The organism is Pseudoalteromonas xiamenensis (assembly GCF_030994125.1).
Lineage (GTDB): Bacteria > Pseudomonadota > Gammaproteobacteria > Enterobacterales > Alteromonadaceae > Pseudoalteromonas > Pseudoalteromonas xiamenensis_B.
The window spans coordinates 1,255,234-1,274,662 of sequence record NZ_CP099917.1; the positions used below are offsets into that span (position 1 = coordinate 1,255,234).

General features: G+C 41.8%; 14 protein-coding genes, 6 tRNA genes, 1 other RNA gene and 2 pseudogenes. 12 read left to right on the forward strand and 11 right to left on the reverse strand.

Annotated elements, in window-relative coordinates; all coding sequences use genetic code 11:
* Nucleotides 1-97 precede the first annotated feature (97 nt).
* Nucleotides 98-559 (reverse strand): annotated as a pseudogene (locus NI389_RS05775) (UPF0149 family protein); the annotation flags it as partial.
* A 196-nt stretch (nucleotides 560-755) separates the two neighbouring features.
* Here NI389_RS05775 and ssrS point away from each other — a divergent pair.
* Together ssrS and NI389_RS05785 are read left to right on the forward strand one after the other, a co-directional pair.
* Nucleotides 756-938, forward strand: a non-coding RNA gene (gene ssrS, locus NI389_RS05780) — 6S RNA.
* A 133-nt stretch (nucleotides 939-1,071) separates the two neighbouring features.
* Complete coding sequence (locus NI389_RS05785) at nucleotides 1,072-2,049, forward strand: tyrosine-type recombinase/integrase (protein WP_308361982.1); 978 nt, start codon at nucleotides 1,072-1,074, stop codon at nucleotides 2,047-2,049.
* Between the two features lie 149 nt (nucleotides 2,050-2,198).
* Here NI389_RS05785 and NI389_RS05790 read toward each other — a convergent pair.
* From NI389_RS05790 to NI389_RS05815, 6 genes are all read right to left on the reverse strand, one after another.
* A tRNA-Thr gene (locus NI389_RS05790) sits at nucleotides 2,199-2,274 on the reverse strand.
* A 19-nt stretch (nucleotides 2,275-2,293) separates the two neighbouring features.
* Nucleotides 2,294-2,369 (reverse strand) — tRNA-Phe (locus tag NI389_RS05795).
* 36 nt (nucleotides 2,370-2,405) lie between these two features.
* Nucleotides 2,406-2,481 (reverse strand) — tRNA-Thr (locus tag NI389_RS05800).
* A gap of 28 nt (nucleotides 2,482-2,509) precedes the next feature.
* Nucleotides 2,510-2,585, reverse strand: a tRNA-Phe gene (locus tag NI389_RS05805).
* Nucleotides 2,586-2,621: 36 nt separating this feature from the next.
* Nucleotides 2,622-2,697: transfer RNA gene (locus NI389_RS05810), tRNA-Thr, on the reverse strand.
* 39 nt (nucleotides 2,698-2,736) lie between these two features.
* Nucleotides 2,737-2,812: transfer RNA gene (locus NI389_RS05815), tRNA-Phe, on the reverse strand.
* Nucleotides 2,813-3,125: 313 nt separating this feature from the next.
* On the opposite strand from NI389_RS05815, the gene NI389_RS05820 reads away from it, so the two are divergent.
* A complete protein-coding gene (locus NI389_RS05820) occupies nucleotides 3,126-5,915 on the forward strand; it encodes an ATP-binding protein (RefSeq protein WP_308361983.1) in 2,790 nt (929 codons plus the stop codon).
* A gap of 74 nt (nucleotides 5,916-5,989) precedes the next feature.
* Here the strand turns inward: NI389_RS05820 and NI389_RS05825 are convergent, their stop codons facing one another.
* Nucleotides 5,990-6,262 carry an oxidative damage protection protein gene (locus NI389_RS05825; RefSeq protein WP_208843946.1) on the reverse strand — a complete coding sequence of 91 codons (273 nt, stop codon included), beginning with the start codon at nucleotides 6,260-6,262 and terminating at the stop codon, nucleotides 5,990-5,992.
* 26 nt (nucleotides 6,263-6,288) lie between these two features.
* Nucleotides 6,289-7,352 (reverse strand): annotated as a pseudogene (gene mutY, locus NI389_RS05830) (A/G-specific adenine glycosylase).
* 126 nt (nucleotides 7,353-7,478) lie between these two features.
* Between mutY and trmB the strand changes: the two are divergent.
* From trmB to arcA, 5 genes are all read left to right on the forward strand, one after another.
* A complete protein-coding gene (gene trmB / locus NI389_RS05835) occupies nucleotides 7,479-8,204 on the forward strand; it encodes a tRNA (guanosine(46)-N7)-methyltransferase TrmB (protein WP_308361984.1) in 726 nt (241 codons plus the stop codon).
* A 118-nt stretch (nucleotides 8,205-8,322) separates the two neighbouring features.
* Nucleotides 8,323-9,357, forward strand: a complete 1,035-nt coding sequence (locus NI389_RS05840; RefSeq protein WP_308361985.1) for a methyltransferase — start codon at nucleotides 8,323-8,325, stop codon at nucleotides 9,355-9,357.
* Between the two features lie 232 nt (nucleotides 9,358-9,589).
* The gene (locus tag NI389_RS05845; RefSeq protein WP_308361986.1) at nucleotides 9,590-11,215 is read left to right on the forward strand and encodes an ATP-binding protein; all 1,626 of its coding nucleotides are present in this window, start codon (nucleotides 9,590-9,592) and stop codon (nucleotides 11,213-11,215) included.
* Complete coding sequence (locus tag NI389_RS05850; RefSeq protein ID WP_308362506.1) at nucleotides 11,215-11,733, forward strand: YfiR family protein; 519 nt, start codon at nucleotides 11,215-11,217, stop codon at nucleotides 11,731-11,733. The genes NI389_RS05845 and NI389_RS05850 overlap by 1 nt, the downstream gene beginning before the upstream one ends.
* A 108-nt stretch (nucleotides 11,734-11,841) precedes the next feature.
* Nucleotides 11,842-12,558, forward strand: coding sequence for a two-component system response regulator ArcA (arcA, locus tag NI389_RS05855; protein WP_208843949.1), 717 nt, complete (start codon nucleotides 11,842-11,844; stop codon nucleotides 12,556-12,558).
* Nucleotides 12,559-12,561: 3 nt separating this feature from the next.
* Here the strand turns inward: arcA and NI389_RS05860 are convergent, their stop codons facing one another.
* On the reverse strand, nucleotides 12,562-14,514 hold the full coding sequence (locus NI389_RS05860; protein ID WP_308361987.1) for an ATP-binding protein: 1,953 nt from the start codon (nucleotides 14,512-14,514) through the stop codon (nucleotides 12,562-12,564).
* Nucleotides 14,515-14,696: 182 nt separating this feature from the next.
* Between NI389_RS05860 and folE2 the strand changes: the two genes are divergently transcribed.
* The 4 genes from folE2 to NI389_RS05880 all read left to right on the forward strand — a co-directional run bounded on the left by folE2 (nucleotide 14,697) and on the right by NI389_RS05880 (nucleotide 18,078).
* Nucleotides 14,697-15,617 (forward strand): GTP cyclohydrolase FolE2, encoded by a 921-nt coding sequence (gene folE2 / locus NI389_RS05865; RefSeq protein WP_308361988.1) that lies wholly within the window; start codon nucleotides 14,697-14,699, stop codon nucleotides 15,615-15,617.
* 80 nt (nucleotides 15,618-15,697) lie between these two features.
* Nucleotides 15,698-16,291 carry a DUF2726 domain-containing protein gene (locus NI389_RS05870; protein ID WP_308361989.1) on the forward strand — a complete coding sequence of 198 codons (594 nt, stop codon included), beginning with the start codon at nucleotides 15,698-15,700 and terminating at the stop codon, nucleotides 16,289-16,291.
* A 113-nt stretch (nucleotides 16,292-16,404) separates the two neighbouring features.
* Complete coding sequence (gene mtnN, locus NI389_RS05875) at nucleotides 16,405-17,112, forward strand: 5'-methylthioadenosine/S-adenosylhomocysteine nucleosidase (protein WP_308361990.1); 708 nt, start codon at nucleotides 16,405-16,407, stop codon at nucleotides 17,110-17,112.
* Complete coding sequence (locus NI389_RS05880) at nucleotides 17,113-18,078, forward strand: cobalamin biosynthesis protein CobD/CbiB (RefSeq protein WP_308361991.1); 966 nt, start codon at nucleotides 17,113-17,115, stop codon at nucleotides 18,076-18,078.
* Between the two features lie 124 nt (nucleotides 18,079-18,202).
* Here the strand turns inward: NI389_RS05880 and tyrS are convergent, their stop codons facing one another.
* Entirely contained in the window at nucleotides 18,203-19,402 is a 1,200-nt protein-coding gene (gene tyrS, locus NI389_RS05885; RefSeq protein WP_308362507.1) for a tyrosine--tRNA ligase, read from the reverse strand.
* Nucleotides 19,403-19,429: the final 27 nt, after the last annotated feature.

A 19,429-nucleotide genomic window follows, 5' to 3' on the forward strand; every position in this document is an offset into this window, starting at 1 on the left:
CAACGTCTTCTTTTTTAGTCGTTGAAGTCGTGTCTTTTCCCATTTCAGCGAAACACAGCAAGGAAGACACACGAACGTATTCGATGATTTCATGTAGGGCAGCTTCGTCTTCTTCACCGTCATCAAACGTCGTATCCAGACGTGAGATTTCAGTAAAGTCTTTGATGATTTCTTTCACATCAGCAGACAGCTTGCCGTAATCTTTTTGTTTAAGCCCAAAACCTAACATAAAGCCCGCCACCCAAGACACTAAGCCGTTGGCTTGATCCGTGAGCGTTTCATCGCCAGACGGTAAGTACAGTTCAAAGTGGAACTCTTCATCCGTAAACCCTTCCACTACTTGGGTGTAGAGGTTGCTGAATAAGTCTTTCAGTTCGGCTGAAAACGCCTGGCCTTCATTAAATACATCGCTTAATAAAGTGAGGTATTCCTTTTCATCAATACTCAGGCCACACGCCAACAAACCACTGATGGTGCCATGTACTTCAGATGGTGCGACAAAAATATCTTGTTTTTCTAGAAGCATTTGCGCTTCTTGGTAGTCTGGGAACTCTATCATGTATGCACGATTCTCGGTTTTGACTTATCTCAATAGTGTAATGCTAACACTAGCTTTTTTCTTTCACCAATGTTTAAAGCAATTACTGTACACCACGTTGATTAGCGTCTAAACAATCGGTTCAATTTGCAAGCAAACGATACTTTTATTTGAAATTTCCCCTATCGAATACCATAGTTGTTTTATATAATTGATTTGTTCCCTCGCTCGCTGGACAGTTGATTAAGTCCCTGAGCCGATACTTTTCTTTCAGGAATGCAGTTTGCTTGCTATTGAGCAGGCTCGGCATGTACCGAGAAGCCTACGGTGAGCTGTTGCTTTCCGCCTTGAACCTTAGGGTTCAAGGGCTGACATCAGCATCCGCGAAGCTTGGGAACTCCTTCTTTACACTTTCCGATTTTTTTCATTCCCTCCCTCTAACAATTAACGCGCATTCCACACAACTTTTTTGACTAACTTAACAGTAGCTTTATTGTTAATTACGGTATAATTCATTCTTTTTATTCTAATTTTTGCTCGAAGAAGTTATGTCAAACTTAACTAAGATTTGTTATGAATACTTGTCTATTTGCAAACATGTGAAAGGACTATCTAATCTTACTCTTAAAGCCTACGAAATTGATCTCAAGCAGTTTTCACAACAGTTCCCAAAAAAAACACGCATTGCCGACATAAACAAAGATCAAATCATGGCTTTTCAAAAAGATTTATTCGAAAAGGGACTTAGCGCAACATCGATAAAGAGAAAAATGGCTTGCTTAAAAAGCTTGTTTAAATGGCTCGAACTGGAAGAGAGGATGCCACTGAACCCATTCCACAAAATCAATACTCAAATTAAATTACCTAAACGACTTCCAAAAAATGTTCCATCTCAGGAACTGTATAAAATAATCAACTGCTTGCGCTCCAAGCTGAATCTAACTGATGACATGCTCTACTGTACAAACGAACTTTCGAGCACAGTGAAATCGCGCTCGGACATGAATATTTTTACAACGCTTGTTGCTATAGAAATTATGCTTGTCACAGGCATTCGCGTCAGTGAGCTGACCAACATAAAAATAAGTGACATCGATATTTACAACAAAAAAATTAAAATTTTCGGTAAAGGTGCACGTGAGCGCTTTGTATTCATTCCAGACGACACTCTCGTCACTTTAATTGTGGCATACATCAAGTCTCGAGCTATCACCTGCTCTGCTCATTGCCAACTTTTAACAAATAGCAAAGGCAAACCAGCTTCAACACAGTTTATTCGAAAACAGCTCAAATCAGTTTCCATAGAAGCAAACATTACTCCTCATATGCTAAGACACACAGCAGCCAGTGAGTTACTTGATACTGGATTGGATATTCGATTTGTACAACGTCTTCTTGGACATGCGAATATTTCAACTACAGAAATCTATACCCATGTAAGCAACAGTGCACTTCAAAGCAAGATTGAACAAGCGAGTGTAAGGAAAAAATTGCTATTTAACAAGATCTAAATAAAAAGTAAGCAAAAAGTAAACTATTATATTGAGAAAGAATAAGGGGTGTGTTGTAAGGGTGTTTGAAGATATTTTGGATGTATTGGACGTAACAGTAAGACTGAGCTTTACATGCTTGAAAAATTAAGAATTATGGAGGTTATAAATGGTGCCGACTATCCGAGTCGAACGGATGACCTACTGATTACAAGTCAGTTGCTCTACCAACTGAGCTAAGTCGGCACTATACCTTATAAAGGGATGGTGCCCAGAGGCGGAATCGAACCACCGACACGGGGATTTTCAATCCCCTGCTCTACCGACTGAGCTATCTGGGCAAACAAGAAGTGCTAATTTTGGTTCTTAGCGAGAAATGGTGCCGACTATCCGAGTCGAACGGATGACCTACTGATTACAAGTCAGTTGCTCTACCAACTGAGCTAAGTCGGCGCACCGAATATCCTACATTAAAGAAGGATGGTGCCCAGAGGCGGAATCGAACCACCGACACGGGGATTTTCAATCCCCTGCTCTACCGACTGAGCTATCTGGGCAAACAAGTTTGCTATGTTTTATTTCTTAGCGAGAAATGGTGCCGACTATCCGAGTCGAACGGATGACCTACTGATTACAAGTCAGTTGCTCTACCAACTGAGCTAAGTCGGCGCACCTTAATATCTTTAATTCAATAACTTGAAAGAAAGATGGTGCCCAGAGGCGGAATCGAACCACCGACACGGGGATTTTCAATCCCCTGCTCTACCGACTGAGCTATCTGGGCGTGCGGCGTATTAAACGGGTTTTGCCTTTTTAAGTCAACCCTTTTTTTAAATCAATGTATCGTTTGCACAGTTTTCACCCAAGATGGATAAATAACAGCTAATTGCAATGATTGAAGGGTAAAAAACACGCAACAAATCTAGCTTGTGGCATTTCAAAAAGGCATTAAATACTAGTTAAGGGAACAAGGAAAGTGTTAGCATACTTTCAAGATACTGAACATTCGCCGAGGAATTTCGTTTTCTTGGTATATAGTAGTGTTAGAGCAATAACAAAAAGAACACGAACTCACTCATTGATAGCTGGAAGCAGAGATGCAAAACAAAATGCCTTTTCCTTTTAAGGGAGTAATCCCGCTCGTCTTATTAACTGCATTAGTTGCAAGCGCTTTTGCTGGTGTTGCAGGGTATATGTGGCCGAGTACCACAACCGTTGTTCAATCACCTTCCTCGTTAGTTGATAATGAAGCGCTTGCAGAAGGCCTTGCCAACACAATGATGAAGGTTAACTTCAGTCAAGCGAAACAAATTGTGGTGGGTTTAAAAACGTTAACACCCAATAAAGACTACTACTTATATAGTCACAACGGCATGACTGATGCGTCACTTATTTACGCCACGTCAGAAACACCATCCAAAGCGATTGGGCAAGCACAGCAATATGAACAAGATGGAAAGATTCAAAATCATCTTTTATTAAAGCTAGACGGCCAGCTCGTTGGTGAACTCGTGATTGCAGAATTACCAACTTCTGCGTCCAAAGGCTCACCGCTTGCTTACCTCTTTGCATTGCTATCGCTTATCGCGGTCTTTGGTGGAGCCAAGCTTATCTGTTCTCGTGCGGCTGGCTGCATGACAAACATTACCGAAGACGTTGAAAGAGAATTACAGCAGATTATTGAGCAGCAAGATTATAGTGCGCAACTCGAAGCTTCTCGATTTGGCAATCTCGAAAACTTCGTCAGAACGTTAAACAAATTGCTTAAACAAGTACAAAGTGCCCTAGCTCAAAGTAAAGCCGCAGAGAAAGAGCTTAAGCAATTACAAACAGGTTTGGAAACCGAAGTGCAGTCTCGTACCCTCGCACTCGAAAAGGCGACCTTAAATGCAGAGCGCGCAAACGAAGCCAAAACCACATTTTTAGCCACGATGAGCCATGAGATCCGTACACCAATGAATGGGGTAATTGGCACTATCGACCTCTTGCGCCAAACCGAACTCAATGGTGCCCAACACCGTCTATCTACTATCATTCGCGACTCTGCATTCTCGTTGCTGGGCATTTTAGATGACATTCTCGACTTCTCAAAAATTGAAGCCGGTAAATTAGCGATTGATAACAGTGCATTTTCGGTCTCGGAAACGATTGAAGAAGTTGCTCGAGTGCTTTCGTCAGTGGCGAAAAAGCGTAGACTCGATCTACAACTTAGTATTGCACCTGACATTCCCAATAATTTGATTGGTGATTCTGTTCGCGTCCGCCAAGTGCTTTATAACCTTTGTAGCAATGCAATTAAATTTACGACGACAGATGAAGACCGCCAAGGTTTTGTAAAAATTGCTGTGGAAGTGGCTCAAAATACCTCTGAGCACTATACATTGCGATTCACCGTTACGGATAACGGCAAAGGGATGACGCAAGCGCAGCTTCGTGAGATCTTTAATCCATTTATTCAAGCAGAAAACTCTATTACTCGTGAATATGGTGGCACAGGCCTTGGTTTATCTATCTGTAAAAGCTTAATTGAACTCATGCTTGGATCTATCCATGTATCAAGTGATATTGGCATGGGTAGTGAGTTTGTGGTTGAACTGCCATTTAGTACCCAAGGCAAAGTAGAATACGCGAATAAATCTGTGCTTAATGGCTATCAAGTCGTGTTAATGACGGACAATACAGCAAGAAGCGCTATTTTGAGTCGTTATCTGCGTTTTATGGGTGCAACGGTTGCTTTTGCTCAAAATGAAACCGAAATGGAAGAATTCCAAAACATCGACAACGTGATTTGGATTCTAGATGCTTTGGATGGCATGAATGCGATCGCCAACCCTCTTCGTTCACTCCTTTACTCTATCGAACGCTATACGCAGCAGATCATTGTGCTCAGCAAAATGGATGAAGCTGCCATTAATCACCAAAAAGTCTTCTACTTAAATGCATCCCCTTTGTGTAAGTCGAGTTTTATGACTTCGGTGTTAGTTGCAGCAGGGTTGCATAAACCGAAAGAGCTCAAACAAACTAGTAGCTTAAACAATTACTTGAGCATCGACCAAGCTCGTGCAGAAAACAAACTGGTACTGCTTGTTGAAGATAACATTTTGAATCAGCAGGTACTTACTGACCAACTTCACCTATTAGGCTATGGCGTAGAAGTAGCAGAGAATGGTCAGCAAGGTTTAGAACTTTGGGAATCTGGTCATTACCCGCTTATTCTCACTGACTTGCACATGCCGAAAATGTTGGGCTACGACATGGTGGCGAAAATTCGAGACCTTGCAGAAAAAGACGAAGATCCTAACGCACAACCATACATTATTGCGGTGACAGCCAATGCGCTTAAAGGTGAGCGTGAACGCTGTTTAGCTGCTGGTATGAACGATTACATTACAAAACCGATAGAATTGAATGTACTCGAAACGACCTTAAATAAATGGAAAGAGAAATTTGGTGATGCTGCTGAGCAAAGCCCAACTCTTGACCTTGTGCCAAAACAGGACACTGTAGAAGTGATTGAAGCGCCTGCCGTCGATTTGGATACGCTGAATAAGTACGTAAACAATGATGTGAGCAAACGCCAGCGTTTCTTTAAAATGTATTTAGACCAAAGCGCTCAACTTATTAGCGATGTTAATTCTGGTGTTGTGTCGATGAATCAGGACGTGATCATCGATTCGTGTCACCAGCTCAAGTCCATTTCAAAAACAATCGGTGCAATGGAAGTGGCTGAACAAGCGATTGCCTTTGAAGGGAATTGCAAAGCTGAAAAACTTACGAGTGATGATTTGATCAAGCAACGAGATTTGCTTGAAAATGCATACGCTAGAGCGGTTAGCTTTATTGAAAAAGTGCTCAAAGAAAGTACGGAGAATAATACACAACTTTAATCGCAACTGATTAGATAATGTATTGATAAACAAAAGGCCCATACGGGCCTTTTGTTTTGTACACTCAAGAAAAATTACTTCTCAGGTGGACGATAACCTTCAATTTCTACTTCTTTATCTTCGAACAAAAAACCACTCATTTGTTCTTCTAACAAAGCACGATGCTCTGGATTCATCATGTTGAGTTTTTTCTCATTGATCAACATCGTTTGCTTGTGTTGCCATTGCTGCCAAGCTTCTTTAGAGATGTTGTTAAAAATACGCTCACCCAATTCACCTGGGTACAACTGGAAATCTAAACCAGGTGCTTCTTTTTGTAGCTTTTGACAAAATACGGTACGAGCCATGAAAGTCTCCTAAATAGTCTTATGGGTTAAGTGTACCCTAACAATGAAATCTCTTTAACCATCTTTTTCGTTGGCGTTGATAATCCGACCGATGGTGGCTGTGCGATATCAAACCAGATAATGGCGTTATCATGCACTACATCTGGAATGCGACTTAACGCCAAAACACTTGGGGTGATCGTCAGTTCAAAGTGACTAAACACGTGAACGAAAGGCTCAAGGTAACTTATCTCACCGTCCAATCCTTGCTGTGCAATAAAGACGTTCATGGCTTCTAACGTTTCAAACTCGAAAAAGCTAAAGAGTCCCCCCAAATACCACTGTTTGGACGTTTTTCCATTAACAATTTATCTGTCGATTTTATAATTAAGTGATACGCCTGCTTTTTTGGCTTTTCTTTCTTAGGCTTTGAGTTTGGAAATTCCTTCGTTTTCCCTTCTAAATGCGCACGGCATTTTTCCTGAAGAGGACATGCAAGGCAATTTGGCTTTGTACGCGAACAGTGACTTGCGCCTAAATCCATCATCGCTTGATTGAATTGTGTCACGTTGTTTTTCGGCGTCACAGAATCGCTTAACGACCAAAGTTCGTTTTCAACTGCTTTTACGCCATACCAACCGCTAACGAGAAAAAATCGCGCCAAGACTCGTTTTACATTACCATCCAATATTGGATGCGGCTGCCCTAATGATAAAGACAAGATAGCCCCAGCGGTTGAACGGCCTACCCCTGGTAAATCCATTACCGACTCAAGAGACTCAGGGAACTTACCAGCATAATCATCTCGAATTTTCTTGGCGGCTTTGTGTAAATTTCGTGCTCTTGCGTAATAACCCAAGCCAGTCCAATGATGCAAAACTTCGTCTTCTGGCGCATTGGCTAAGTCTATAACATTGGGGAAACTTGTCATAAACCGCTCAAAATAAGGTATTACGGTAGCAACCTGAGTTTGTTGCAACATCACTTCCGACACCCAAACTTTGTATGGTGTTTTACCTAGTTGCCAAGGAAGTGTTTTTCGCCCATGAATTTCATACCAATCCACAACCTGCTGTGAAAACCAATTTGCCTCTTTTGCAGAAATGCCCATGCCATTCGACTATATTATTTTGTACGTCGCGCCAGTCTAGTGGGCAAATATAAAAGGTCAAGCTCTTGTGCTTGCGCGTCCTTACAGGGATAATATGCGACCATTTTTTTAGCCAGTGTGAAGACCATGTCAGAATCAAGCAAATTGACTATTGAGCAAGCCGAACAAGACGGCAAATACATGCGCAGAATTCGCAGCTTCGTAAAACGCGAAGGTCGTTTGACCAAGGGCCAAGCAGCCTCAATTGAAAAATGTTGGCCTACAATGGGCCTAACGCATGACATGGGCATGCTTAATTTCGAAGAAGTTTTCGGTAACAACAATGATGTTGTTTTGGAAATCGGTTTCGGTATGGGTAAATCGCTGGTTGAGATGGCGAAGAACAATCCACATTTGAACTACATTGGTATCGAAGTGCATAAACCAGGCGTTGGCGCTTGTTTAATGGATGCTGATGCGCAAGGCGTAACGAATTTACGACTTTTTGAACACGATGCTGTGGAAATTTTAGCGGATTGCATTCCTAACGGCAGTCTCGCTACATTACAATTATTCTTCCCTGACCCTTGGCACAAAAAGCGCCATCACAAACGTCGTATTGTTCAACTGGAGTTCGCAGAAAGCTTACGTTCAAAGCTTCGAATCGGCGGTGTCTTCCATATGGCTACGGATTGGGAAAATTACGCTGAACATATGCTTGAAGTTATGTCGCAAGCTCCAGGTTACGAAAATACGTCGGCAACGAATGACTACGTACCTCGTCCTGATCACCGCCCATTGACCAAGTTTGAACAACGAGGCCATCGCCTGGGCCACGGCGTGTGGGACTTGATGTTTAAGCGCACAGCTTAAGTGATAATCTACGTAAAATGTTATATCGCTCACAGCAATAAGATTTTTTCGCTTTGAGAAGTAAAAACGAGTTAGATTTAAAGGGCCTTTAGGCCCTTTTCTGTTAAAAGGTTTAGATATGTCTGGTTCTATGGAAAATCCGAGTTTATTGCTTCTTAGAAATGAGCATGAGCTCATTGGTAACGATATCCTCGTCATTAATTTTGAGCGAGATGGATTTGTACGCAAACTGCGAAAACTGAATCCCGAATCTAAAATTACTGCATTTAGCTACAATATTGCCGACATCGATTCTCTGGATAAGAGCGCAAATGTTGAAGCAATTGTTGATGTAGAACTTCCGAAACGCGACTTTGACTTGATTATTTACTACTACCCGAAATCAAAGCATGAAGCACAAATGATGTTTGATAATGTTCGGGCGATTGCATCACCACAAACGCGCTTGCTGGTCGTTGGTGACAATAAAGGTGGAGTCAAATCCGCTCAAAAGCAATTAGAGGAAAAAGCTGAAGTCTGCTACAAACTCGAAAGCGCCAAACACTGCATTCTATTTGAATTCGGTGGTCTTTTTGCACTAGATAAATTTGAGATCGACAGTTATTTAAAACGCTTTGAGGTGCAGATTGACGAACTGACGTTCAAAGTGGCAAGCCTACCAGGTGTCTTTAATCACGGCTCCCTTGACTCTGGCACCGCTTTACTACTTAGCGCACTAAATACCAACGCCTTAACAGGCAATGTCTTAGATTTCGGATGCGGCGCAGGAATCATCAGTGCATTCATGACGCTAAAAAATCCGTCTATTTTTCCAACCGCACTCGATGTAAGTGCACTTGCAGTTTATGCAACGAATGAAACATTCAAACTGAATAACATTAGAGGTGCTACACTTTTAAGCGATGGTCTCAATGCAGTTGCTGATACTTATAACGCGGTGGTGAGTAACCCGCCATTCCATACCGGTCTCGCAACGGACTACTCTATTTCTGAACGTTTTTTCAAAGGCGCAGCTTCAATATTGAATAAGAAAGGGCAACTTATTCTTGTAGCAAATTCGTTCTTGAAATATTTACCAATTCTCCAAGAAAGTTTTAAAACGGTTGATATTCCAGCGAAAAATAACAAGTTTACTATTTATCAATGCCTGTAAAACACTTCGAATAATGTGGCCTTCTAGGCCTCATTATTTCTCTATACCCTCCTGTGAAATTTTTCTGCTTTTCCAAGCTAGGTCGAATTCCTCTCAGTTTTGTGCCTTTTCGGCAACTTGTTACCATAATCCTCAGGATTGTATTGCCGATGAAAATTTTTTGTTTTTTTATTTTAACTGTTTGCTACACTTGAATAAGTAACCGAAACGGGCAAGAGAACTATTACAAACAATGCCAAAGCCAGGATCTAAAACAAGTATCAGAAAAGCCCTGATAAGCGCGGTTATGCTCGTTACTGCATTATGCTTATCCCTGTCCATTTCTATTTCCACCTACCTAGACGTAAAAGAACAAAAACAACTTCTTATTGAAAAGCTAGGCATTCTTGCCGAAATTGTCGCTTTTAACGCGCAAATCACGCTTATCTTTGATGACCGAAAAACGGAAGATAAGCGCCTTCAATCGTTTAGCAATATTGAATTAGTTAAAAACATTCACATTTATGCGATTGATGACATCACCAATAAGCCGGTTTTCTTTACTAGTTATAATGCGAGCAAAACCCCTCCCGTTCCTCTAAAGGTGAATAATATAGATGAGTTGTTAACGCCAAAAATCAGCGGTGACTATATTGAACTGATAAAACCTGTCGTTTATGAAGGAAAAACGGAAGGTTATGTATATATAAGGGGAGGATTAGAGCGATTAAACAGATATATAAAACGTAAAATATTAGTTGATATTTGTTTAACGATATTCGTCTTAGTACTGGTTCTCTTTGTGGCGAGAGGGATACAAAAACGAATAGCGACACCAATTGAAGCATTAAGTTTATTACTTCAAGACGTATCCAAAAATCACAATTACAGTGCTCGTGCAGATAAAAATAACATTGAAGAAATTAATATCCTCGCGAATAACTTGAATTTAATGCTTGCTCGCACGCAAAACCAAATAGAACGCCATAAAGCCGATAAATTGGAGATTAAGCAATTAAACCAAAGTCTTGAAGAAAAGGTAAACCAGCGCACCATCGCTCTTCGTGAAGCAAACCAAGAACTCTTAAATACGCTGGAGCGTATGCATCAATACCAAAACCAAATCGTTGAAAACGAAAAAATGGCGTCTCTTGGTCAAATGGTCGCAGGGGTTGCGCATGAAGTTAACACCCCTATCGGTCTTGGTGTAACGGGCTCTACCTTGTTGAGAGATAAACTTTCCGATATCAAAATGGCGTTCGAAAACAAAGCGCTTACGTCAAAACAGCTCGAACGATTCATCAACGATGGTATTGAGAATTTAGATCTTATTTATCGAAACCTTAACCGTGCTGCTGAGCTTATCTCCGCCTTCAAGAAAGTCGCAGTAAGTCAAGATTTAGAACTGAGTACGAACATTCAAGTTGAGAATCTATTGCGGGATGTTGTCACCTCTATGCGCGCGGAGCTCACGCTTAAACGTGCCGATGTCAGCATCGATTGCCCAGATAAATATGTTTTCAATAGTAAATCTGGACCGTTGCATCAGATATTCGAACAATTGATCTCTAATTCTCTAATCCACGCGTTTGGCGATTCAGAGAGCCATGACCACCACATTAGCATCCAAATAGAGCCTTCTGAACACGAAGTACAGTTCATTTATGCGGACAATGGTTCTGGTGTACCAAACAGTATCCGCAAGCGTATCTTCGATCCATTCGTTACGACGCGTCGTGGCGAGGGTGGCAGCGGTCTGGGCATGCACTTGGTCTACAATTTAGTTACACAAGCGCTTAATGGTTCTATTTATTTAGATGAGCATACTGAGAAAGGTAGTCGATTTGTAATCACTTTACCCTTGAAAGAGGTGTTGTGATGAAACGGCTGGGAATTCTGCTATTTTTGATAATATGTGGCCAAGCTGCTGCAAAATCACCAGAGCAGGTACGTTCCGCGTTTTTATTCCAAATGGCTAAATTTATCGAGTTTCCAAAATCTCAAACTGAAAATAGTCTAAGATTTTGTTTTTATACATTAAAAGAAGGTCCTGGCTCGGTATTATCATCAAACACTGGACTTAGTATTAATGATAGACCCATTCAGGTTAAAGAAATAAATAGTGCATTATCATTAGTTGATTTATCAGATCGTTGTGATATTACTTACGTTGATGAAAGTCATGAAAATGATATACTGAATGCTTGGACTGAGCCAATGGCATTAAATACCGTAACTGTGGGTGAGAGCCTTGCGTTTTTAGAACACGGTGGTGTTGCAGCGCTAGTCCAAGAAGGGAGCAAAATTCGTTTGTATATCAATAAGCAAGTTATGAATAGACACAATTTTAAAGTGTTATCTCGTTTGCTTGCAGTAGCAAAATTTCATCCGGACTGATTTTTCTTGTTAACATTTGAATATGCTCCTATAATCATCAATATTCGGTTTTTATTATACTGTACCGAATTTAATGTAAATAAAATATTCCCAAAAGGTTAATATATAATGCAAACGCCAGTCATTCTGATCGTAGAGGATGAAGACGTAACTCGGCTGAACCTCGTTAGTTTATTCGAAGCTGAAGGTTACAAAGTTCTTGAAGCCATTGATGGTGATGACATGCACGACAAGCTGACGTCAAATGATGACGTAAGCCTCGTAATTATGGATATCAATCTTCCAGGTAAAAACGGTCTGATCCTAGCTCGTGAACTTCGCCAGAAGAGAAACATCGGATTAATCTTCTTGACCGGACGTGACAACGATGTCGATCGTATCTTGGGTCTTGAGATCGGTGCTGATGATTACATCACTAAACCATTCAACCCGCGTGAGCTTACTATCAGAGCTCGCAACTTGATCTCGCGTACAGGTTCAACTGCAGAAGAATCAAAGCTAGAAACCAACGGCGTATTAACGTTTAATGGTTGGGAGCTTGATGAGAATAGCCGTTGCCTAACTTCACCTGCAGGCGTTGCTAAGCGTCTACCAAAAGGTGAATACCGCGCGCTACGCTTGATGCTCGACTCACCAGGCCGTATTTTCAGCCGTGAACAGCTTATCAAGCATATGACGGGCCGTGAGCTACGTGCAAACGACCGTACGGTTGACGTAACAATTCGTCGTATCCGTAAACACTTTGAAAGCGATGCGAATACACCAGAGCTTATTAGCACTATCCACGGTGAAGGCTATCGCTTCATTGGGAAAATCGATAACTAAGTATTATTCGGTTTCAGCCAGCTTTGCAATTAATGAATGAAGGGCTAACTGCCCTTCATTTATTTTTGCGGTCAACTCATCTACCCACGCTGACAATACTTCAGCTGACTCATTCGGCGAATCCAATTCCATCGTTTTTGCATGTAATTGAACTTGTAATAATCCTACAGAACCCGCAGCGCCTTTCATTTTGTGTGCTACCGAGCCATATTCCTCAATATCACCGTTTACAAGTGCGTCACGCAGCTCCTCGCAATATTTCGGATTCAGACGGCCGAACAGTTCTGTACTGCGTTGGAAAGCAGTTACGCCCATTGACGCAACAAAATCACTAATCGTTTCAAGATCTAAGTGGCTGGCCTGTGCTTCATCAACTAGCTCATATACATGCAGTTCATCAGGATTTGCACTCTTTTGCGCGTTGAGTCCAAATAATTCGCCAAGCATACGGTCTAGACGCGTCGTGTTTATTGGTTTAGCCAACGCACCTTGAATACTTATACCTTCCAGCTCTTGCTCTGCACTGCGAACGTTCGCGGTAAGCGCAACAATAGGTAAATCATCAAAACGACTGTCTTCGCGAATATGTCGAGCAACTTCATCTCCATTAATATCCGGAAGCTGCATATCTAACAAAATAAGATCTAAATCATCTTCGGTTTCCACCAAGCAAAGCGCGTCTTCACCTGTTTCCGCCCAAATGACCTCATGGCCTCGTTGCTCGAGCAGATTTGTCGCAATTTCTGCATTGAGAGGAACGTCTTCAACCAATAGGATATTTAAACTTCTGCCAGCATAACTCTGAGCTTTAGGTGCAGTGGTCAGCTTAAGCGGCAATTTAACGTCAAAACGACTTCCTTCGCCTTGCACGCTAGAAACCGAGATAGTACCGTGCATTGCCTCCACTAACGCTTTAGTCACGGCGAGTCCAATGCCCGAACCGATGGCATTCGCGCCCGTGGAATCTGGCGCTTTGTAATACATATCAAAAATTTTCTCGAGTTGGTCTTCTGGAATACCAACACCAGTGTCGATTACACTAATGTATAACCAAGGACCTTCTTCTAAATTTTCGCGGTGACACAATAATGAAACTCCACCTCGATGAGTGAACTTCACGGCGTTGTTAATTAAATTCCACAACACTTGGCGCAAACGAGTTGGGTCAAGTAGTGCATAGACATCCAAAATACCTTGGCGCTGAATATTAAACTCAAGGCCTTTTTGATCGGCAATAAGTCCCGCGAAGTTGACCACGTCATTAATAAAGTCAGAAACGTTTATGCTATCAGCAGCAATATCCAATTGTTCACGGTCTATTTTGTCTAAATCGATTATGTCGTTAAAAATATTGCCAAGCGTTTCTGCGCTCGAAAAGACCGTGTTACACCAACTTTTTTGTTGTTTATTTAATTCAGTATCGAGCAACATGCGTGTTAGACCGACAATCCCATTGAGTGGCGTGCGTAATTCGTGGCTCAGGGTGGCAATAAATTTCCCTTTGTCTTTATATGCCGTTTCTAACGCTAACTGTGCTTTTTTACGTTCAGTGATTTCTTTTCGTAATTCATCGATTGCACGGTGCTTTGCGTGAAGGGCTATTTTTCTTTCATCAATCTCGCTGTTCAAGCGATTGATGTTATCTTTAAGTGTCTGGTTTAAGAGTTTTTCTTGTTGTGTAGCTGACTCAATGTAGGCACGCGAAGAGTGTAATCCTTTCAGCGCTTGAATAGTCATCATAATCAACATGGGAGATGCAATTGCTGCAAAGAACACAACAGATAACACATCGAGAAGATTGATCTCGCCAAGCGCCACGTAGAGAAACATACAACCCGTAACTAACGCAACAAGCAGCACTATTGCGTAGCACGCCAGTCCAGCTTTTAAATCACCATGTTTTTCAAGAAGATTGGATACTAATCGCGTCCAAGGATCCATTGAGGAATCTATCATAATTACGTCTTACCACTCCGGTTTCTTCTATTATACTCATGCAGCCCAAAGAGGCGAGAAATGTATCTGAAAATGCACAAAACGTGAGTTAATCTCTCTCACGCCATCTCGATTATTTTCCACTTTCGCTCAAATTTCATGTAGTATGCGCGTTTTTTAAAGTTCTACGAATAGAGGAAACTATGCCCGCTAGCATGCCAGACATTGCACACAGTGCTGAAGCGTTAGAAACCGGCCGTCTCGATTGGGTTGGTATGAGCAATATTGAGTTACCTATTCTGTTGGAGACCAAAGGGCTTGCACCTTGCTCGGTGTCTGCGAAAGCCGATGCTTTTGTGAGTTTAGATGATGAACAAGCTAAAGGCATTCACATGTCTCGCCTTTTTTTAGCCTTGGATGAACTCTCTAACGAATCAACGCTATCTCCTCTATCAATAAAGACGCTGCTTGATCGCTTTATCACAACTCACGAAGGCTTAAGCCAAAGTGCAAAAGTGAGTTTCCGATTCGAGTTGTTATTGCGTCGGAAGTCACTTTTAAGTGGTAAACAAGGTTGGAAAGGTTACCCCGTAGAAGTAAACGCCTCGCTCGCTCAAGGCGTTACCAAGATTGAATTAAGTGTAGGTGTGACCTACTCATCGACCTGCCCATGTTCAGCCGCGCTTGCGCGTCAACTTATCCAACACGCATTCGATGCTCGATTCTCAGATACCAGCATTGACCGAGAAGAAGTTCGCCGCTGGTTAGGAACCACTGAAGGCATTGTGGCGACACCACATTCTCAACGCTCAGTAGCAACGGTCAAAGTGGTTTTAGACAATACCAGTCAAGAATTTGACATCGTTGATCTCATCGATTCAATTGAATCAACCCTAAAAACACCAGTCCAAGCAGCGGTGAAACGTGAAGATGAACAAGAGTTTGCTCGTTTAAATGGCCAAAACCTGATGTTTTGTGAAGATTCGGCAAGAAAATTGAAGGTTCTCCTTGATGCGAAGACATTTCAAGATTTCTATATTCGCGTAGATCATTTTGAATCACTACATGCACATGATGCCGTCGCCATCGCAGTAAAAGGTATCTCGAACGGCTTTAAACCATAATCTTCAAATGAAACACTCCACTTCGGCACAGGTTTTGCTTAATAAAATCAGTTGTCAAAATGTTGAAAGTGGAGTGTCTTATGGAACTTGCTTTATTAGCTATCCTTGCTTTAGTTATCATTGCCTCAGTTGTTGCTGCTAAATATAACGACAATACAGGTAATCCATATCCATTTAGTCGTAAAGAAAGTGTATTTACTGCGGTTGAGTCTTCTTTTCTGCATTTAATTGAGCGGGCGATCGGTGACCGTTATAAGGTTGTGAGCCGTGTGAAGCTGGTTGACCTTATTGAGTGTAAACCGGGTCTTTCGCCAAAAGCCCGCCGCGCTGCAATTACCAAAGCTAAAAACAAACAACTGGATTTTGTCCTCGTGGACAAAGATTCGTTAAACATCGTGGCTGCGGTTGACTTAGTCAACAATTCCAATAAATCTGGCCACAAGGCACAAAAAGATTGGTTTGTCACTGGCGCATTAGAAGCCGCTGGCATACCTCATATTCGTATGAAAGTGCGCGCTGGCTACAAACCAGCGGAAGTACGCGCTGCTATTCTGTTCAAACTAGGTAAAAACGAGCGTCCGGAACCTCGTGAAATGCGTAATCGCACCTATAAACCAGCTGTATTATCCAGTTCGCAAGTTAAGGCAATGTCCACTCAGCTTGCTGAAATTTAAAGAAAGAACGGTTTTCAACTTGTAAGCGTGATGCGAGTTTGGTCAAAGGCTAAACTCGCATTTTCATTTTGGTCACGTATAATATTCGACATTATTGAAATAGGATATAAGACATGAAAGTAGGCATTATCGGCGCAATGGAGCCGGAAGTTGCAATATTGCGTGATACGATGCAAAACGTAAAAACCTTAACTAAAGGCGGCTTTACGTTTTACTCTGGCGACCTTGCAGGTCAACAAGTTACTTTAGTTCAATCTGGTATTGGTAAAGTAGCCTCAGCACTTGCGACGGCTTTGTTAATTGATAACTTTACGCCTGATTGCGTAATTAACACGGGTTCTGCCGGCGGTTTTGAGCCATCGTTGAATGTAGGTGATGTCGTTATATCTGACGAGGTCCGCCATCACGACGTAGACGTAACTGCTTTTGGCTATGAAATTGGTCAAGTTCCACAGATGCCCGCCGGCTTTAAAGCGCACCCTGAGCTAATTAATGCAGCAAAAATCAGTGTCGCTGAAGTTGAGAACGTTCAAACAATGGTTGGTTTGATTTGTACAGGTGACACTTTTATGTGTGACCCAGTGAAAATAGACAAAGCACGTCAAGATTTCCCATCAATGCTGGCCGTTGAAATGGAAGGAGCAGCTATTGCGCAAGTTTGTCACTCATTACAAACCCCTTTCGTTGTGATCCGTTCACTTTCTGATATAGCTGGCAAAGAATCACCTCAGTCATTTGAAGAATATTTAGAAGTTGCGTCTAAGAATTCTTCTAAAATGGTGGTTGCACTACTTGAGAAATTAACCTCGGTAACGCTATAAGTGATACTCTCTGTACTGCAAGCCCATGAGGGCTTGCTTGTTTTCCTCGGTGCAGTTGCGCTTTCCCAACTCCTTCCTCTTAACAGTTGGTATCACCCTAATTCATTTTTAAGCCATCTATTTAAAACCATTGCCAAACGCGTTTATAAAAAATCACATCCTGGTCATCAATTGATGATTTCAGGTACTCTCGCTTTTGTGTTACCTGTAGCGGTCATTTTGGCGTTGATATTTGGTATTAAAGCATTCGCACTATTCCCAAATTGGATAGATGGTTTGTTACTGTATTTGTGCTTGGAAACAAGTACTGGGCTCAGAAAAGTCGACAAAATCGCTCGTTTTTTGGAACTCAACCAGAAGGCAACAGCGAAACAAATGACGTCTCAACTTGTCGCCCGAGATACCGCTTCCCTGTCTGAAATGGGGATTGTCAAAGCGTGCGTGGAATCGATTAGCCTAAATCACATTCGCCAATTTTGGCTGGTCATTTTGTTTTACGTTATTGCAGGGCCTTGGCTTATGGTGATATATAAACTTCTACTGCTGATTAACCATGCTTGGCGCACTTTCATATTACCAAACAGCTATTTCCTAAAACCGCTAAATAAAACGCTTTTTATTTTAGAATATCCTTTAATTCGGGGTTTAATCGCGCTGTTGTCTATTTTCCAGAATTACAAAAAAACCTGGCACTACATACATCATTATGGAAGGCACGCTTATCAGTCTAATAGTGGCTGGATACTGTCACTCTTTGCCGCAAGTTTGAATATTCAAATTGGCGGCCCTGCACATTACCTTGGTGAGAAGCTACAAAAAACGCGCATCGGGCTAGAGCGTCCTCCCGTACCTGACGACCTAAAAGTCGCGACCGCGCTTATTCGGCAACTTCAATGGTTTGGCGTACTGTTCATCGCCCTAATTTGGGTGTTGTTCACATTTGCGCTCAGTTTCAAATTTAAATAAGTCGTTTTTTTGTATGAGCTCGAATCATTGATTATTCGGTTTGAACCTCAATGATCATCCTTAATCGGCTGTACGCAAAATAAAAAAGCCAGCGAATGCTGGCTTTCTTGTATCATCCGGGCAATTAAGCCACGGTCACGTTTGCAAACTTTCGTTTACCGACTTGGTAAATTGCCGTTGTGCCTTTTGCGACCATCATCTTAGCATCAGTGATTTTATCTTCGCCATTTAGCTTCACTGCGCCTTGTTTAATCATACGCATCGCTTCTGATGTGCTGCCTACAAGCCCAGCTTCTTTTAGCAGAACAGAAATTACCATTTCAGGCTCTTCGCTCGTTACTGTTACATCCGGAATGTCATCTGGTAATGCATTTTTAGAGAAGCGTTGAATGAAGTCCTCGTGAGCCGCTGTCGCGTCAGCTTCACTATGGAAACGTGCAATCATTTCTTTCGCGAAATCAATTTTGATGTCACGTGGGTTTTTGCCGTTTGTCACTTCTTCTTTCAGTGCTGCAATTTGCTCTAAACTCAACGCACTCAGTAGCTCGTAGTAACGCCACATCAAATCATCAGAAATAGACATGATTTTGCCAAACATTTCTGTTGGCGCGTCAGTAATACCGATGTAGTTGCCAAGTGACTTTGACATTTTTTGTACGCCATCAGTCCCTTCAAGCAACGGCATCATCAATACTGTTTGAGGAGTTTGACCTTCTTCTTTTTGAAGTTCACGACCCATTAATAGGTTGAAACGTTGGTCAGTACCACCTAATTCAACATCGGCTTCAAGCGCGACGGAGTCCCAACCTTGAACAAGTGGGTAAAGGAATTCGTGAATCGCAATTGATTGTCCATTCGTGTAACGCTTTTTAAAATCATCACGTTCAAGCATGCGCGCAACGGTTTGGCGTGCCGCTAGTTTGATCATGCCCGCTGCACCTAATTTTTCCATCCATTCAGAATTGAATGCAACGGTCGTCTTGGCTGGGTCTAGAATTTTAAATACCTGTTCTTTATATGTTTCAGCGTTTGCTAACACATCTTCACGGGTAAGAGGTTTACGCGTGACATTTTTTCCCGTCGGGTCACCAATCATTCCTGTGAAATCACCAATTAGGAAAATAACTTCATGGCCTAAGTCTTGGAAGGTCTTCATTTTATTGATAAGTACAGTATGACCTAAATGCAAATCTGGTGCTGTTGGATCAAAACCGGCCTTAATGCGCAGTTTTTTACCAGATTTTAATTTATCTTTTAACTCGTCTTCCAATAAGATCTCTTCCGCACCGCGTTGAATCTCTGCGAACGCGGTTTCTAAGTCCACCATCTCTCACTCCAAGTTTGTATTCGG